At 61.1% G+C, this 16,551-nt stretch carries 18 protein-coding genes and 1 pseudogene; 9 read left to right on the forward strand and 10 right to left on the reverse strand.

What is annotated here, in order from left to right; genetic code table 11:
* Window position 1: 1 nt before the first annotated feature.
* Both HFC70_RS05570 and HFC70_RS05575 read right to left on the reverse strand, forming a co-directional pair.
* Window positions 2-904, reverse strand: coding sequence for an ABC transporter permease (locus HFC70_RS05570; protein ID WP_168472233.1), 903 nt, complete (start codon window positions 902-904; stop codon window positions 2-4).
* On the reverse strand, window positions 901-1,875 hold the full coding sequence (locus HFC70_RS05575) for an ABC transporter permease (protein WP_168472234.1): 975 nt from the start codon (window positions 1,873-1,875) through the stop codon (window positions 901-903). The genes HFC70_RS05570 and HFC70_RS05575 overlap by 4 nt, the downstream gene beginning before the upstream one ends.
* Window positions 1,876-2,086: 211 nt before the next feature.
* Between HFC70_RS05575 and HFC70_RS05580 the strand changes: the two genes are divergently transcribed.
* A complete protein-coding gene (locus HFC70_RS05580; protein WP_168472235.1) occupies window positions 2,087-2,992 on the forward strand; it encodes a LysR family transcriptional regulator in 906 nt (301 codons plus the stop codon).
* A gap of 283 nt (window positions 2,993-3,275) precedes the next feature.
* On the opposite strand, the gene HFC70_RS05585 is transcribed toward HFC70_RS05580, so the two are convergent.
* Both HFC70_RS05585 and HFC70_RS05590 read right to left on the reverse strand, forming a co-directional pair.
* On the reverse strand, window positions 3,276-3,419 hold the full coding sequence (locus HFC70_RS05585) for a hypothetical protein (protein WP_168472236.1): 144 nt from the start codon (window positions 3,417-3,419) through the stop codon (window positions 3,276-3,278).
* 253 nt (window positions 3,420-3,672) lie between these two features.
* A complete protein-coding gene (locus HFC70_RS05590; RefSeq protein WP_168472237.1) occupies window positions 3,673-4,221 on the reverse strand; it encodes a TetR/AcrR family transcriptional regulator in 549 nt (182 codons plus the stop codon).
* A 111-nt stretch (window positions 4,222-4,332) separates the two neighbouring features.
* Between HFC70_RS05590 and HFC70_RS05595 the strand changes: the two genes are divergently transcribed.
* Together HFC70_RS05595 and HFC70_RS05600 are read left to right on the forward strand one after the other, a co-directional pair.
* Complete coding sequence (locus tag HFC70_RS05595) at window positions 4,333-5,121, forward strand: SDR family oxidoreductase (protein WP_210259150.1); 789 nt, start codon at window positions 4,333-4,335, stop codon at window positions 5,119-5,121.
* Between the two features lie 58 nt (window positions 5,122-5,179).
* Window positions 5,180-6,274, forward strand: a complete 1,095-nt coding sequence (locus HFC70_RS05600) for an alkene reductase (RefSeq protein ID WP_168472239.1) — start codon at window positions 5,180-5,182, stop codon at window positions 6,272-6,274.
* A gap of 267 nt (window positions 6,275-6,541) precedes the next feature.
* Here the strand turns inward: HFC70_RS05600 and HFC70_RS05605 are convergent, their stop codons facing one another.
* The gene (locus HFC70_RS05605) at window positions 6,542-6,793 is read right to left on the reverse strand and encodes a hypothetical protein (protein WP_168472240.1); all 252 of its coding nucleotides are present in this window, start codon (window positions 6,791-6,793) and stop codon (window positions 6,542-6,544) included.
* 100 nt (window positions 6,794-6,893) lie between these two features.
* On the opposite strand from HFC70_RS05605, the gene HFC70_RS05610 reads away from it, so the two are divergent.
* From HFC70_RS05610 to HFC70_RS05620, 3 genes are read left to right on the forward strand one after another with little or no spacing between them, the layout of a single operon-like run.
* Window positions 6,894-7,718, forward strand: coding sequence for an oxidoreductase (locus HFC70_RS05610; RefSeq protein WP_168472241.1), 825 nt, complete (start codon window positions 6,894-6,896; stop codon window positions 7,716-7,718).
* 49 nt (window positions 7,719-7,767) lie between these two features.
* Window positions 7,768-8,631, forward strand: coding sequence for an alpha/beta fold hydrolase (locus HFC70_RS05615; protein ID WP_168472242.1), 864 nt, complete (start codon window positions 7,768-7,770; stop codon window positions 8,629-8,631).
* Window positions 8,632-8,662: 31 nt separating this feature from the next.
* Window positions 8,663-9,667, forward strand: coding sequence for an NADP-dependent oxidoreductase (locus tag HFC70_RS05620; RefSeq protein ID WP_168472243.1), 1,005 nt, complete (start codon window positions 8,663-8,665; stop codon window positions 9,665-9,667).
* Between the two features lie 53 nt (window positions 9,668-9,720).
* Here the strand turns inward: HFC70_RS05620 and HFC70_RS05625 are convergent, their stop codons facing one another.
* Entirely contained in the window at window positions 9,721-10,302 is a 582-nt protein-coding gene (locus tag HFC70_RS05625) for a TetR/AcrR family transcriptional regulator (protein WP_168472244.1), read from the reverse strand.
* 652 nt (window positions 10,303-10,954) lie between these two features.
* Between HFC70_RS05625 and queC the strand changes: the two genes are divergently transcribed.
* The 3 genes and pseudogenes from queC to HFC70_RS05640 all read left to right on the forward strand — a co-directional run.
* Entirely contained in the window at window positions 10,955-11,665 is a 711-nt protein-coding gene (gene queC, locus HFC70_RS05630; protein WP_168472245.1) for a 7-cyano-7-deazaguanine synthase QueC, read from the forward strand.
* Window positions 11,666-11,810: 145 nt separating this feature from the next.
* Window positions 11,811-12,230: a GNAT family N-acetyltransferase gene (locus HFC70_RS05635; protein WP_168472246.1), complete on the forward strand. Its 420-nt coding sequence runs from the start codon at window positions 11,811-11,813 to the stop codon at window positions 12,228-12,230.
* Window positions 12,223-12,469, forward strand: a pseudogene (locus tag HFC70_RS05640) ((2Fe-2S)-binding protein); the annotation flags it as partial. The gene HFC70_RS05635 and the pseudogene HFC70_RS05640, both read left to right, overlap by 8 nt.
* 99 nt (window positions 12,470-12,568) lie before the next feature.
* Here HFC70_RS05640 and HFC70_RS05645 read toward each other — a convergent pair.
* Genes HFC70_RS05645 through HFC70_RS05660 form a run of 4 tightly spaced genes read right to left on the reverse strand, consistent with a single transcriptional unit; the run spans window position 12,569 to window position 16,544 of the window.
* On the reverse strand, window positions 12,569-13,513 hold the full coding sequence (locus HFC70_RS05645) for an acetamidase/formamidase family protein (RefSeq protein WP_168472247.1): 945 nt from the start codon (window positions 13,511-13,513) through the stop codon (window positions 12,569-12,571).
* Window positions 13,514-13,557: 44 nt separating this feature from the next.
* Window positions 13,558-14,547, reverse strand: a complete 990-nt coding sequence (locus HFC70_RS05650) for an ABC transporter ATP-binding protein (protein WP_210259151.1) — start codon at window positions 14,545-14,547, stop codon at window positions 13,558-13,560.
* Window positions 14,544-15,569 carry an ABC transporter ATP-binding protein gene (locus HFC70_RS05655; RefSeq protein WP_168472248.1) on the reverse strand — a complete coding sequence of 342 codons (1,026 nt, stop codon included), beginning with the start codon at window positions 15,567-15,569 and terminating at the stop codon, window positions 14,544-14,546. The genes HFC70_RS05650 and HFC70_RS05655 overlap by 4 nt, the downstream gene beginning before the upstream one ends.
* Before the next feature lie 3 nt (window positions 15,570-15,572).
* The gene (locus HFC70_RS05660) at window positions 15,573-16,544 is read right to left on the reverse strand and encodes an ABC transporter permease (protein ID WP_168472249.1); all 972 of its coding nucleotides are present in this window, start codon (window positions 16,542-16,544) and stop codon (window positions 15,573-15,575) included.
* Between the last annotated feature and the right edge of the window lie 7 nt (window positions 16,545-16,551).

The raw sequence follows: 16,551 nt of genomic DNA on the forward strand, positions 1-16,551 counted from the left end.
ATCACCTTTCGCCCAGTCGGGGGTTGAGGACTTCGCGCAGGCGATCGCCGACGATATTGATGGAGAATACCAGGATCAGAAGCAGCAGGCCCGGATAGACGCTCATCCAGTACTCACCCGACATCAGCACCTGATAGCCATTGGCAATCAGCAGCCCCAGCGACGGCTCGGTGATCGGCAGGCCGATGCCGAGAAAGGACAGCGTGGCTTCGGCAGAGATGGCATTGGCGACCTGCAGCATGCCGATCACGATCAGCGGTGGCAGGCAGTTCGGCAGGAGATGACCAAACAGGATGCGCGGCGTACCAATGCCAAGCGTCACGGCCGCTTCGATATAGTCCTTGTTCTTTTCGACCAGGGCCGCGCCGCGCACGGCGCGGGCAAAGGTTGCCCATTGCACGAGGATCAGCGCCAGCACCACTTTCCACACCCCTTGCCCCAGCAGGGCCAGCAGCATGAGCGCCACGAGAATGGTGGGAAAGCCGAGCATCAGGTCGACGATGCGCATGATCATTGCGTCAATACGGCCACCGAAATAGGCGGCGACCAGACCCAGCATGGTGCCGACCATCAGGGCAACGACGCCGGAAAACACGCCGACGCCGAGACTGGTGCGCAGGCCGTGCACCATGGCCGAAAGCATGTCGCGGCCTTGGCCGTCGGTGCCGAGCCAATAGACCATGCCGTCCATGCTTTGCGATCCGGGCGGCAGCTTGGAGTCGAGAATATCCAGCACCGCGAGATCGTAGGGATCCTGCTGGGTCAGGAACGGTCCGAAAACCGCCGTCAGCAGCAGAAACAGGCAAACGATGGCCGCGATCGTGGCCTTGGGGCTTTGCAGGAGGCCGCCGATCAGACGACCGGCCAGCGTGTCATCCCGCAGGGTGAAGAAGCGGCCACTCATTGTGCATCTCCCAGCCGCACCCGCGGATCGATCAACGAATAAAGGACGTCGACCACGAAATTGATGAAGATGAAAAGGCTGACGATGACCAGCAGGTAGGCCACGACCACAGGACGATCGAGCCTCATGATGGAATCGATCAGAAGTTTGCCGATGCCCGGCCAGGCGAAAATCGTCTCCGTCACGACGGCAAAGGCCAGCATGCTGCCGAGTTCGAGGCCGATGACGGTCACGAGCGGGATCAGGATGTTCTTCAACACATGCACCAGCACGATACGACGCTCGGACAGGCCCTTGGCGCGCGCGAATTTGATGAAATCCAGAGGCATGGTCTCGCGCACGCCCGTGCGGGTCAGCCGTATGACAAGAGAGAGCTTGAACAGGCAGAGATTGATCGCCGGCAGGATCAGATGCGTGATGCCATCAATCGTGAACAGACTGGAATGGAGACCAAGGAAGCTGCCGATTTCACCGCGGCCGGTCGAGGGCAGCCAGCCGAGCCAGATGGAAAAGATCATGATCAACATCATGCCCTGCCAGAAGCTCGGGAGGGAAAAGCCGAGGATGGAACCGGTCATGATCGCCTCGTCGGTCACACTATTGGGCTTCAGGCCGGAGATCAGGCCCAGCGGGATGCCGAGGACCAAGGCGATGAACAGGCCGGTGAGGGTCAGTTCCAATGTGGCCGGCAGTCGCTCGAAGATCAGGGCGATAGACGGACGATTGAAGACAAAGGAGCGACCGAGATCGCCATGCAGCGCATTCCAGGCAAAGGTCAGGAACTGCTGCCACAGCGGCTTGTCGAGACCGAGCGAGACGATGACCTGGGCGCGTTCGGCGGGGCTTGCATCGGGCGAGATCAGCATCTCGATCGGATCACCGATGGCGTAGACGCCGAGAAAGACGATGAGTGCGGTGATGAGCAGCACGACAATGCTTTGCATTAGCCGGCGGATGATGAAAACCGTCACGAGCGATACTCCCGCCTGACTCGATGCAGACGGGGACAGAGAGATGTCATCGGAGAACCCCTTTTTGTCTTTTGTTGAGGTGACGATAGCGGGCCGGAAAAAGCGCGCAATATTATGAGTGAAGCGCATGATCCTATGCGTTTTGCGCCGAGCATGCGGGATAACACCGCGGCGGCTTGCCTTCCACGGCGGCAGCCTTAGGATCGGCGTCATGAATTTCAAACAGCTCGAAATTTTCAAGACGATCATGGATACCGGCTCGACCATTGCGGCAGCGGCAGAACTGGGCCTGTCGCAATCGGCGATCAGCCGGCAGTTGGCGGCGCTGGAAGAGGAAATCGGCCGTGAGCTTTTCCTGCGCGACAAGGGTCGGCTTGTCCCACGCCCGGAAGCACATTTGCTGGTCGGCGAAGTCGACGAGGTGGCCGACAGCGTTGCCAAGCTGCGCAACAAGATCGGCGATATCCGTACCGGCGTGTTCGGCGAGGCGCTGATCAGGATAGCCTTTCCCCACAGCCTGACGACGACCATGCTGCCGCCGCTGGTGGCCCGATTCAAAGCGGACCACCCGCGGGTGACGGTCGAGATCCTGAGCGGTCCCTATGATGCGATCGAAAGGATGGTGCGCAACCGCGTCGCTGATCTCGGCTTTGTGCGGCTCCCCACGGAAGAGCATTCCTTTGATGCCCGCTCGCTGTTCCAGAGCGGCACGACCTGCGTGATGCCATTTGATCATCCACTGGCCGCCAAGGAAGCGATCACCGTCAACGACCTGGCCCGCAATGATCTGATCTTGCTGGGACGACAGCGGATCAACCGCAACGAGTTGGAGCACGAGCTGCGCCGCATCGTGCCGAGCTACCGCTGCAGTCTGGAGGTTCATTCGGTGGAAACCGCCTGCGCTTGTGCAGCCCAAGGTCTCGGCATTGCCATCGTGCCATCTTTGATCGCGGCATTTTTCCGCAACGAAGCCACTGTGATGCGACCCTTCCTGCCGGACAAGGTCGCCGATTATGGCATCATCACGCTGTCCGGCGCGCCGCTGTCTTGGACCGCGGAAGCATTTATCGAGATACTCCGCCGCGGCGTGCCAAGTCTCGACGACAGGAGCCTCTAGCAGGCTGTTGAAGAAGTCTCTGATTTTGGCTTTAGGATGGACTCATCCCCGTTGTGATATGCGATCGTGATTTCGATAGCATCGTCGTCGAGCAATTCTGCATGGCCATCTCTCGTGACTTCGTCCATCTCGTCAGGACCGTTCCATGTAAATGAGACAGAGGATTGGCTGTAGCCGAGATCATGCCTCGCTTGCATTCCGGCGCAAGCGATAACGAACCTCTGGTTCGCTTCATGACCGGAGTGAGGACCTGTCTGTCCATATCTGAGCGAGGCGCCGATTGTTATTTGATATCCAAAGCGACAACGGACGCGCTGTAAATCTGCTCTGCGGCGGCCGGCAACAGCCGGCTTGCCATTTCAACTTTTAGAGCTTCGTGGCGCAAGATTTCCTCGGTTGGGTTGTCCATCCTGGCGCCGAGCGTCACAAATTCCTCCCTGACATGCCCGGGCGCCGGTTAACGCTACGGTGCCCCTGACGCGCCTATACGGCGTCGAGGTCCGCAAGGCGTTGTTTGATGGTGGAACAGCTTCCCCTACGCTCCCTTGTTTCGAAGTCGGTAGGGTTTGACTTTTCCTGCCGCCAACGGCTTCAGGTTTTTTTCAAGAGCTTAGAGAGACAATCTTGGACGCGGCGTCAAGTTGAGGCGCTCTTGATACGCGCACGCCCACCCTCGCGATCTAGCCGACGCTGTGGTCGATCCACGCGCGCGTCTGCTCCAGAACCTCGTCCGCCAGTTCGGGATCGCCGATCGCCCGGGCGAGGATGACCGCCCCGACCATCGCTGCCCAGCTTCCGATCGCTGTGCGCCGCCGGTCTTCGGCATCCAGCTCCGGGAGCGCCTTCTCGATCCGGAGGATTTGCGCGCGAAGGCCTTGCGACATGGCCGTGCGGGCTGCCGGTGTCTGGTGGCGAATGGCCGCGGCAAGACCTGCCGTGGGGCAACCACCGGCGGCATTGTCGCGATGGCGAGGCGACAGATAGGATCCGACATAGGCGCGGAAGTCATTTTCTCCGACGGTATCCGCTGCTAGGGCATGGACGAGTGTCTGTGCGACCAGATCGTCCTTTGAACTGAAATGCCCATAAAAGCCGCCATGGGTGAGGCCCGCGGCCTTCATGACCTCCGCTACGCTGACGGCGTCGAACCCCTTGTCGCGAAACAGCCGGCTGGCAACGTCCAGAATCCGGCGCCTGTTTTCCGCCATCTGTTCTCGGCTGACCTTCATTTTTACAATTCTCCGCCATCGCCGTTGACATTTACATGATGACCATCATATTTAAATCTATTCATGATGATGATCATGAATATAGGTTCCTTGACAGAAAAGAGCAATCCCATGAGTACAATTCCTACGGTCCTCATCACCGGCGCCTCCACCGGCATTGGTGCAACCTATGCCGATCGGTTTGCGCGGCGCGGCCATGACCTCGTGCTGGTCGCGCGCGACGTGGCGCGAATGGAGGCTGTGGCAGGCCGTCTGCGTCAGGAAACCGGCGTGGTGATCGACATCATTCCGGCGGATCTCACGCAAGCGGCCGATCTTGCCAGGGTCGAGACCAGATTGCGCGACGATGCCCGCATCGGCATCCTGGTCAACAATGCCGGGACGGCCATCGGTGGAACGTTCGTCGAGCAGAGCACCGACGACATGGCCCGACTTGTTGCGCTCAACACGACCGCACTCGTCCGGCTTGCCAGCGCCATTGCTCCGCGACTTGCCAAGACAGGCGAGGGGGCAATCGTCAACATCGGCTCCGTGGTCGGCCTGGCACCGGAGTTCGGCATGACGGTCTACGGCGCAACCAAGGCCTTTGTGCTGTTCCTGTCTCAAGGGCTCAGCCTCGAGCTTGGACCGAAGGGCGTCTACGTCCAGGCCGTTCTTCCCGCGACGACCCGAACCGAAATCTGGGAACATGTCGGCGCCGACGTCAATGCATTGAACAACGTCATGGAGGTTGGCGACCTGGTGGATGCGGCGCTGGTCGGCTTCGACCGCCGCGAGCCGGTGACCATCCCACCGCTTCCCGATGCCGGTCAGTGGGACGCCTTTGAGACTGCGCGCAAGACCATGATGGCCAACTTCGGCAACGCGCTTCCTGCCGAACGGTACCGCACGTTCGCTTGAGTGCATCAACCAATCAACCGGACAGATACCGCTGCGGCGGAAACACTATAGGTAAATCATGACCAACAAGACGCTTTTCGAGCCCTATACTCTCGGCTCCCTGACCCTTGCCAACCGGATCGTCATGGCGCCCCTGACGCGCAATCGCGCGGGTCCAGGCTTTGTCGCAGGGGACCTGACGGCTGAATATTACGGCCAGCGCGCGTCGGCCGGGCTGATCATTTCAGAGGCCACGCAGATCTCGCAGCAGGGGCAGGGTTACCAGGACACACCCGGCATTTACACCCAGGCGCAGATCGAGGGCTGGCGCAAAGTCACCAGTGCGGTGCACGAGAAGGGCGGTCACATCTTCCTGCAACTTTGGCATGTTGGTCGCATCAGTCACGTCGACCTCCAGCCAAACGGCGCAGCACCGGTCGCACCCTCGGCGATCCGGGCCGAGACCAAGACCTTCGTCAACAACGCCTTCGTGGACGTTTCGCAACCCCGTGCCCTTGAGATCGACGAGCTTGCGGGTATCGTCAACGACTTCCGGCAAGCGGCAGCGAACGCCATTGAGGCTGGTTTCGACGGCGTAGAGGTCCACGGGGCCAACGGCTATCTGCTCGACCAGTTCGCCAAGGACGGCGCCAATGTTCGCACAGACGCCTATGGTGGCTCTGTCGAAAACCGTGCGCGCCTGATGCTGGAGGTCACGGCCGCGGTTGTCGAGGAAATCGGCGCCGAGCGCACCGGCATCCGGATCTCGCCGGTCTCGCCCGCCAACGGCATTTCCAGCAGTGATCCCCAGGCGCAGTTCGACTATATCGTCGATCAACTCGAAGCCCTTGGCATCGTTTACATTCATGTCGTCGAGGGCGCCACCGGCGGGCCGCGCGATGTCGCGCCATTCGACTTCGGCTCGCTGCGTCGTCGCTTCAGCAAGACCTATATCGCCAACAATGGCTATGACCTCGAACTGGCGACATCGCAGCTCGCGGATGACAAGGCGGATCTGTTTGCCTTCGGTCGACCGTTCATCGCCAATCCGGACTTGGTGGAACGACTGCAAAGTGGGGCGCCTCTGACGCAGATCGATCCTGCCACCCTCTACGGCGGTGGCGCTGCGGGCTATACCGATTATCCGACGCTCGCCGCCGCTTCCGGACGCTGATTACTTTTGGGGCCGCTTTTCGCTGCGGCCCCCCACAGCCGGCGCCTCGATCTGGATCCGCGGCTCCCTTCACCGCCCTGGACCCTGGTGATCGCGATCCTTGTCGCCGATCTCGATACCGAGCGGCTTGCCTTGGCGGTGGCCAAGGTCCTTACCCCCCGAGAGACCGGATTGACGCTTCCTATGCGACTGTCGGCGGCAACCGCCAGCGACGGGGTGTCCGCGCCCGGCCGGCGAGAGCAAGTGGGCCGATTGTGCTTGCACTGGTCAACAGCGCCGACGCTGCGGACCTATGGACGCGGCGGTGCCATCTGAAAACTGCTGGATGAAGACGTGGTGCAGGTTGCGCGCCACGCTGCCATTGACACGACGCTGCCCCCAGAAGTCGTGAGATCTCCATACCGTATCAAGGCAATCTGCGCCGCATTTCCCACGGGACAGAACCGCATTAACCAAGAAGTCCGCCATTTTTCTCTTCAGCCAGAAGTCATGCTTGACTTTAATAATGATATGCATCATCTAAAATAAACAATGATGATTATCGTCATTATAAATTCAGATCTCCGATCAAATGCCTTGACGCCAACGCCTGGCGATTCAACAAACAGAGAAAGACGCTATGGCGACGTTTGCTACTAAAGGACAGAAGTCCGCCTTTGTGACCGGGGCGTCCAGTGGGATCGGCAAGGCGACCGCCTTGGCGCTGGCCCGCGCGGGCTACAAAGTGATTGGCACCAGCCGGAAGGCGGTGCCGGACGAGCTGCGCGATGGCATCCGCATGATCGCTTGCGATGTAACGTCTGATGCGTCTGTGGCTGAGGCTGTGGCGCTGGCCCATGCTGAACTTGGTCATATCGATCTTCTGATCAACAATGCCGGCTACGCTTTGTCCGGGGCGGCCGAAGAAAGCTCGGTGGACCAGGTTCGTTCGCTGTTTGAGACCAACTTTCTGGGCGTGGTTCGCGTGACGAATGCAGTTCTGCCCATTATGCGCCAGCAGGGCTACGGCAGGATCCTGAACATTGGCTCTGTCGTGGGCCTGATTCCGGGTCCTTTCGGCGCCTATTACACGGCGAGCAAGCATGCGATCGAAGGCTATTCGGAATCGCTGGACCATGAGGTGCGGCAGTTCGGCGTCCGGGTTGCCGTGATCGAACCTTGGGCAACCAAAACTTCAATCGAAGCCAACTCTCCGCAAGGGGATCGTCCCATTGCGGCCTATCGTCAGACATTCGCCAGGTACCAGGCCGCGTTTGACGCAGCCATGGCGGCTGGTGACACGGCGGACGATGTTGCGGCTACGATTCTTACGGCAGCGCAGGCCAAGGTGCCGCGGCTGCGCTACCCCTCGGGCAAGGCGGCTCGGCAGACCTCTTTTGCCCGACGGTTTCTCCCGCGCGCGCTGTTCGACCGCATCTTGCGCAAGCAATTCAACATCGCCTGAGATCGCCGGCTCCCGTTAGAGGCCCGATCGCGGGCAAAGTAGGACCACCATGATAGATACATCCCAATCGGCGGCATCAGTATACCGTTACAGCGACGCCCCCAACCGTTTCATCACCGTCGGGAAAATTCGACTTGCTTATCGGGAGCTTGGTCCGCGCGGTGGCGTTCCATTAGTGCTGCTGAATCACTGGGGGGCGGTCCTGGACAATTTCGACCCGCGGATTGTCGATGGGCTTGCAGCCTCACATCACGTGATCGCGATAGACTACCGGGGGATCGGCCTTTCCGGCGGGTCGGCCCCGGTGACCATTGACGAGATGGCCCGCGATGCGATTGATATGATCGGCGCTCTGGGCTTTAAAACCGTTGATCTGATGGGCTTTTCGCTGGGCGGCTTTGTGGCGCAGGATATCACACTGAAAGCCCCCGATCTGGTGCGCAAGCTGATCTTGACCGGCACTGGCCCGGCGGGTGGAACGGGCATTGCAAGGGTGGGGGCCGTGTCCTGGCCCTTGATCCTCAAGGGAATGCTAACCCTGCGCGACCCGAAAACCTATCTGTTCTTCACCTCGACCGCCAATGGTCGCCGCGCAGCCAAGGACTTCCTGGCGCGACTGAAGGAGCGTAAACTGAATCGCGACAAGGGTCCGACACCCCGTGCCTTCTTGCGCCAGCTTACGGCCATTCAGGCTTGGGGCCGTCAGGCGCCGCAGGATCTGGGCCGCATCCGTATTCCCGTTCTTGTGGCCAATGGCGACAGTGACATCATGGTGCCCACGCCCAACAGCCGCGACATGGCCCGGCGTATTCCAGGTGCTGAACTGCTGATCTACGACGATGCCGGCCACGGCGGGATCTTCCAATACCATGCCGAATTTGTGCCGAAAGCCTTGGCTTTCTTGGCCGCCTGACCCGATATAAGTTTCACACTGGAGAAAGCCCGTGAAAGCCTTCGTCGTCGACAAATACAAGAAGAAGGGCGCGCTGCGTCTGGCCGACATGCCCGAGCCCCGGATGGGCGCAAACGATGTTCTCGTGCGCATTCAGGCCACCGCGATCAACCTTCTGGATTCCAAGGTACGGGACGGCGAATTCAAGCTGTTCCTGCCCTATCGCCCGCCCTTCATTCTAGGCCATGATCTGGCCGGAACGGTTGTGCGCGTCGGCGCGAATGTGCGGCAATTCAAAGCGGGGGATGAGGTTTACGCCCGTCCGCGCGATCACCGGATTGGCACCTTTGCAGAGTTCATCGCGGTTGACGCCGCCGACGTGGCTCTGAAACCCGCGAGCCTTTCCATGGAGCAAGCCGCATCGATCCCGCTGGTCGGATTGACCGCCTGGCAGGCTTTGGTCGAGGTGGGCAAGGTCAAGCCCGGCCAGAAAGTGTTCATTCAGGCCGGCTCCGGCGGGGTTGGGACCTTTGCCATCCAGCTTGCCAAGCACCTTGGTGCCACGGTGGCCACCACGACCAGTGCGGCGAATATTCACCTGGTCAAAAGCCTCGGCGCCGATGTGGTGATCGACTACAAGACGCAGGATTTCGAACAGGTACTGTCCGGTTATGATCTGGTGCTGAACAGCCAGGATGCCAAGACGCTGGCCAAGTCACTGAACGTACTGAAACCGGGTGGCCGATTGATCTCGATCTCCGGCCCACCGGATGTTCCCTTTGCCAGATCTCTGGGGCTGAACCTGTTTCTGCGCTTTGTGATGCGAATGCTGAGCCGGGGCGTTCTGAAGAAGGCGAAAAGCCGGGGCGTCGAGTATTCCTTCCTGTTCATGCGCGCAGAAGGACAGCAGTTGGCCCAGATCGCCAGGCTGATCGACTCCGGTGTGATCCGTTCGGTCGTGGACAAGGTGTTCCCCTTTGCCCAGGTGGGAGATGCCTTGGCCTATGTCGAGACCGGGCGCGCCAAGGGCAAGGTCGTGGTCAAGGTTGCAGACTAAGTTTGCCGCCCAACATCGGAAATTATAAGGATCGGGGCCGCATTTTTGCGGCTCTATTGTTTCTGATGCCCGTTCGTGACAGCAGCACGGCAATCGGCGCGGCAGGTATCAAGAATTTCGTCTGCCAAGGCCGAGGCGTCCGGGCAGGCCCGCGACAGCACGATGGCCCCGACGGCTTGCGCCAGAATGCTGATGGCTTGCGCGCGGGCATTTGCGCTGGCGGGCTGGTTTGCAGCAAGATTGCTCTCCAGTGCGCCAACAAGGCCCTCAATACCCTCGCCGAAAACGGATCTGGTTTCATCCGGCAGCCGCGCCGCTTCCCCGCTCAGTGCGGCGGCCGTGCAGCCTTGGCCGCGCGCATCGCGATGCGCGCGAGAGACATAGGCGTCGATCATCTCACCCAAATCATACCCTGCATAGCGCACCAAAGTTTCGGAAAGTCCTTTGGCGGAGGCTTCTGCAATCAGCGCCTCCTTCGAGGCGAAGTGATTGTAAAATCCACCATGGGTCAGGCCCGCACCCTCCATCAGGTCGGCGACGCCCACGCCATCGAACCCTCGTTCGCGAAACATCTCGGAGGCGATAGCGACGATCCTGTCGTGATTTTCCTGCTTCTTTTCCTTGGTGATCCGCATGTCCGAATCCTTTCGACGACGCGCCGTATCTATGATGTTGATCATCATTGGGTTGGTATATTGCTGACGACTATCATTAATAATGTGTTCAACACAAGGAACACCTTATGCCAGTTGCCTAACTTTCCGTCCCGCCCCTCGTTTCATCGCCTAGATGGCGTAAGTTCGCCCGGCGCCGCTGACAGCTTGTTACCCGCTACAATGAAGGCTTCTCTTTCTGGGGCAGAGGAGGGCGCTGGGACAGGGGCTTTCTGTAGCGCGATGGCGAGACTGCTGCTTGAGCCGACTATCGCTCCAATTGCGCGGAAGTTTTTCCATGGCGAACCAGCATCAGGTTGCTCCGATGAGCATGTAGTCGCTATTGCAAAGAGCACAACGATGCGTGGAGCGACTTTCCACTCCATCAATATCGCTAGGCAGGTGAGTTCCAGGTCGACGTAGGCGACTAGTCGCGAAATCGTAGAAATTCCTAAAAATATATGTTTATCAATCTATTAGCTTCCTTAGTCAGAGGAAGCCGGTCCAGATCCCTTTCAAGAGCCTGCAAACTCACGCCACGTGATGTCCTGTCTTCACAACGGGGCATCTTTGTCTTACAAGGCACCCGTAATCCGGTCGCAGCCCACCCGGTCAAAACAAGGGATACTACATCGTGAACATCATCGTCATCTGCTCCGGCGGATTGGACTCTGTTTCGCTCGCCCATAAGGTGGCAGCGGAACATCAACTCGTCGGCCTTCTTTCCTTCGATTACGGACAGCGGCATCGCAAGGAACTGGACTTCGCCGCCGCCTGCGCCAGGCGGTTGGGCGTCGCCCATCAGATCATCGACATCAGCAATATCGGCGCTCATCTCACCGGATCGGCCTTGACCGACGATATCGCCATTCCCGACGGGCACTATGCCGAGGAGACGATGAGAGTGACGGTTGTCCCGAACCGCAACGCGATCATGCTGGCCATCGCCTTCGGGCTCGCGGCGGCGCAGAAAGCAGACGCCGTCGGGGTCGCCGTGCATGGCGGCGATCATTTCATCTATCCCGACTGCCGCCCCGGCTTCATAGACGCATTTGAAGCGATGCAGGACCAGGCTCTCGATGGCTATGCCAGCGTTTCGCTCTACGCGCCTTACGTTCATATATCGAAGGCCGATATTGTGACCGACGGCGCGAACAACGGCACTCCATTTGCCGAGACCTGGTCGTGCTACAAGGGTGGTGCGCGCCATTGCGGCCGCTGCGGAACCTGCGTCGAGCGGCGGGAAGCGTTTCATCTTGCCGGGGTCGCGGACCCGACCGACTACGAGGATCCGGACTTCTGGGTGGCGGTCACCGCCAGCTTCTCCGTCTCGGAGGGGAAGTAGTATTTCGGATCACCAAGGAATTTCACTTCCCCGCCTCGCATCAGTTGACGCGTTTGCCGGCCGAACAGACTTTTTATGGCGCCATTGCTCATCCATCAACCGCCACGAGACCTATTTTGCAAACCTTGTCTTGGAGGAAATCACATTGACCCAGCATGGCGATTACCGGATCGAACCCCTCGTCCCGAGTGTCGAAGATTTCCTCCGACTGCGACATCTGTCGGGCCTTAGCGCCTTTTCGAGGGAGGCGGCCGAAAAGGGGTTGCCCAATTCGATCTTTGGTGTCTGCCTGATGAGCGGCGGCGATGTCGTCGGCATGGGTCGCATCATCGGCGACGGCGGCTGCTTCTTTCAGATCACCGACATCGCGATCATGCCGGCCCACCAGGGTAGAGGGCTTGCCAAGATGATCATGGCTGCCCTGACCGACCATATCGAGACCCAGTTGCCGAAGACCGCCTATGTCAGTCTGATCGCCGACGTCCCGGCGAACCGCCTCTATCAACAGTTCGGTTTTACTGAAACTGCGCCGCGGTCGGTCGGGATGGCGAGGAAAGTTGTCTAGCGATGGGCGGCCAACGCAACTTCCTTCTATTTTCAGGGAGCCTTTGTGACGCTGCCCCACCTCCTTCGTGAGCGCCTTCACCTGACGGGGACGAAGAAAGGCTGAGACCGAGGCCAATGCGGTGCCTGGACCGTGCTCGTCGATGGACGGCGCATCAACGCCTGCCTTTTCAGGCAGCCTTCATCGCGTGCGACGGCTTCCAATGCGGCTACTGCACGTCTGGGCAAATCATGAGTGCTCGTCCTGGTCCGCGACCCTTCCCAGGGACAGACCCATGATCTTTCGAACCGTGATCCCGACAAGCCTGTCGACGAGTCGGGCCCGGATGGATTGCAGGGTTATTCGAAGACGATGCGCGGGAAATAGAAGCTCACCACCCAGTTCGGCAGGTCGACGATTTCGCTGATCCTGAGATCGGCGCAAACCGAGCACAGCATATAGGCGTCGACCGGGTTCAGTCCGTGTTCGGCGCAGAGGAGATCGACCATGCGCGACACGGCCTCCCGGGCGGCTGTCATCAGATCAGGGCCTATGCCGGTCGTCACTTCATAGCCTGCGCCGTCGAGATGGCGGGTGACGGGTCCGGGCGTGGTGAAACGGGGGGCGGGCAGGCGGGCATCCTTGACAAGTTCCACCGTCGCTTCGACATCCATCCGGCTTTCGATGGCCGTGCCGCAGACCTCACCGTCGCCCTGGGCGGCATGGGTGTCGCCGATCGAAAGCAGCGCGCCTTCCACCTCGACCGGCAGGTAGAGTGTGACGCCGCTGGTCAGGTCGCGGATATCCAGGTTGCCGCCGACGCGGCGTGGCGGCACGACGGAATGCAGGCCCGGTTCCGCCGGAGCGACACCGATCGTGCCGGCGAAGGGCTTGAGCGGCACGCGGCCTTTCGGGCCATAGAGGGCCGGGGCCATGGAGGCGGCGTCATAGGACCAGAGATGCAGTGCCGGATCCTTGAACTGGTCCGCCAGAAGCCCGAAGCCGGGAATATTGGCCGTCCAGCCGATCCCTGAGGGATGAAAGGCGCGCAGCGTGATCTTCAGCGCATCGCCCGGCTCGGCACCCTCCACATAGACCGGCCCGGTCACCGGGTTGATCAGACCGAAATCGAGCGCTGCGAGCGTCTCAAGCGTCGCGTCGGAACCGATCTGGCCGCCGGAGGAATCAAGGCATTCGAACAGGATGGTTTCACCGGACTTTGCCACGATCGCCGGATCGAAGGCCCGGTTCCAGCCGAAGTGACTTTGGGCGCGGTGGATGGTGTGGGTGCAGGCAACGCACATGGAGCGGTCCTTTCTCGGTGAGGCTCCCGTCCAGACGACGGTGGTCAGTCCAGAGGAAAATGGCAGGCCACCTGCCGGTTGGTCGCAACCCTGGTCAATTCCGGCCTCGTCTCGCGACACAGATCCGTCGCATAGGGGCAGCGGGTGGAAAACTTGCAGCCGGAGGGCGGCGACAAGGGGCTCGGGATTTCGCCGGACAGCAGGATCCTCTCGCGTTTGCCGCGGAGATGCGGTTGCGGAATGGCCGAGAGCAGGGCGCGCGTATAGGGGTGGTGCGGCCGGGCGTAGAGCGCTTCGGTTTCGCCGGTCTCGACGATCGAGCCGAGATACATGACCGCCACCCGTGTCGAGACATGGCGGACCACGGCCAGATCGTGGGCGATGAAAACATAAGTGAGGTTCAGCCTGTCGCGCAGCTCGCCGAACAGGTTCACCACCTGTGCCTGGACCGAAACGTCGAGCGCCGAGACCGGTTCGTCGGCGACGATCAGTTTCGGCTCGACGGCCAGCGCCCGGGCGATGCCGATGCGCTGGCGCTGGCCACCGGAAAATTCGTGCGGGTAGCGGTCGAGATATTCGCGGCGCAGGCCGACAAGTTCCATGAGTTCGTCCAGCCGTTCCTCGACAGCCGAACCTTCGCGGATGCGATGGACGCGCAGCACTTCCGCCAGCATGTCGCGAACGCGGCGGCGCGGATTGAGCGAGGCGGACGGATCCTGGAAGATCATCTGCATCTTGCGGCGTACCGGTTTCAGCGCGGCGGTGCCGGCAGTCGCAATGTCCTGTCCGTCGAAGGACAGGGCCCCGGAGGTGATGTCGTAGAGGCGGGTCAGGCAGCGTCCGAGCGTCGACTTGCCGCTGCCGGATTCGCCAACGAGACCCAGCGTTTCCCCTGGATAGACGTCAAGATCGATGGCATCGACCGCATGCAGGACGCGGCCGGAACGGGGCAGCATGGTCTTGCCGACGGTGAAATTCTTGGTGAGCCCGCGGGCCTTGAGCAGCGGCGCGTTTGTGGTCGTTTCGGCGCTCATGCGGTTTGCTCCAGCGGAAGGGCGGATTGCCGAAGGGCGGGACGCTCGTCGTCACCGATGACGCATAGTGCGGCCTGCTCACCGGACTTTTGCAGGGGCGGGCGCTCCGCGCAGGCGGGGCGCGCGAAGGTGCAACGCGGCGCGAAGCCGCAACCGTCCGGAATGGTCTCCGGCGTCGGCGGCATACCGGGGATCGACCGGAGTTTGGCAAGTCGCGGGCCGGTCAGTGGCGGGATCGAGGCCATCAGCCCCCAGGTATAAGGATGCATGGGCGCGGAGAAGACGTCCTCCATGCGGCCACGCTCGACGATCCGCCCGGCATACATCACTGCCACCTGCTCGGCGACTTCCGCCACCACGCCCATGTCATGGGTGATCAGGATGATGGCGGAGCCGAAATCCTTGCGCAGCCGGAGAAGCAGATCGAGCACCTGCGCCTGCACGGTCACGTCGAGCGCGGTGGTCGGTTCGTCGGCGACGAGAAGAGCCGGGTTGCAGGAGAGCGCCATGGCGATGACGGCGCGCTGGCGCATGCCGCCGGACAGCTGGTGCGGATAGCGGTCGACGGCTTCGCCCGGATTGGAGAGGCCCACTTCCCCCAGCAATTCGATGGCGCGGCGGCGGGCAATGCGCGCCGAGACGTTTTCGTGCGCCCGGATCTGCTCGGCGATCTGCCAGCCGATGGTATAGACCGGGGTCAGTGCCGTCATCGGGTCCTGGGAGATAAGCCCGATCTGCCTGCCGCGGATCGCCCGCATCTGGCTGGCCGGCAGGTCGAGAAGGGGCTTGCCTCGAAACGACACGGCGCCGTCGACGCGGGTGGTCTTGGTATCGTGCAGCCCGAGCAGCGACAGCAGTGTCACGGATTTGCCCGAGCCGGATTCGCCGACGATCGAGAGGATCTCGCCCCCGTGGACGCGAAAGGAAACGTCGCGCACGGCCGGGACCAGGCCGCGGTCGGTCGCAAACGACACCGACAGGCCGCTGACGTCGAGGAGGATCTTTTTTTCATTCTGGCTCATCGCTCAGTTCCCCCTCACGCGCGGATCGATCAGCACATAGACCAGGTCGACCAGGGCATTGGCGATCACGACGAAGAAGGACGCATACATCACGGTACCGAGGATCATCGGCAGGTCGAGGTTGAGCAGTGCCTGATAGGTCAGGCGCCCGACGCCGTTGAGGCCGAAGACGACTTCCGTCAGAAGCGCCGCGCCGCCGACCAGCACGCCGAAATCGAGCCCGAACATGGTCACGAAGGGAATGAGCGAGGTGCGCAGGGCATGGCGCAGCATGACGCGGGCCGGCGACAAGCCCTTGGCGCGGGCGGTGCGGATGAAATCCTCCTGATAGGCCTCCACCAGATTGGCCCTGAGCACGCGGCCATAGATGCCGATATAGAGGGCGGCGAGCGTGAACCACGGAATGATCAGCGTCTTGAACCAGCCGGCGGGGTCCTGCAACAGCGGCTTGTAGCCGAGCGCCGGCACCCATGAAAACAGCCAGGTATCGTGGAAACGGCTCTGGCTCATGAGGTTCATCATCTCGCCCAGCCAGTAGACCGGCATGGAGACGCCGATCAGCGCCAGCGCCATCAGGCCGCGGTCGACCAGCGTGTCGCGGGTCAGCGCCGCCAGCACGCCGACGAGAATGCCGCCGACGATCCACAGCACGGCGGCGCCGGCGACCAGCGAGAGCGTCACCGGAGCGGCGGCAATAACGGCCGGTACGACGCGGTAGCCACGATTGACGAAGGAAGTGAGGTCCTGCGTCACGAAGAGCTTCGTCATCATCACCCCGTATTGCACCGGCAGCGGGCGGTCGAAGCCGAATTCCCGGCGAATGGCTTCGACGGTTTCGGGTGAGGCATTGCGGCCGGCAAGGCGAGCGGCGGGGTCAGAGCCCGGTGTGGCAAAGAAGATGAGGAAGACGAGCGCGGAGATGCCGAACATGACGAAAAGCATCTGGCCGAGGCGCTGCAGGACGGCGAAGATCATGAACCTC

The organism is Agrobacterium sp. a22-2 (assembly GCF_012276985.1).
GTDB lineage: Bacteria > Pseudomonadota > Alphaproteobacteria > Rhizobiales > Rhizobiaceae > Allorhizobium.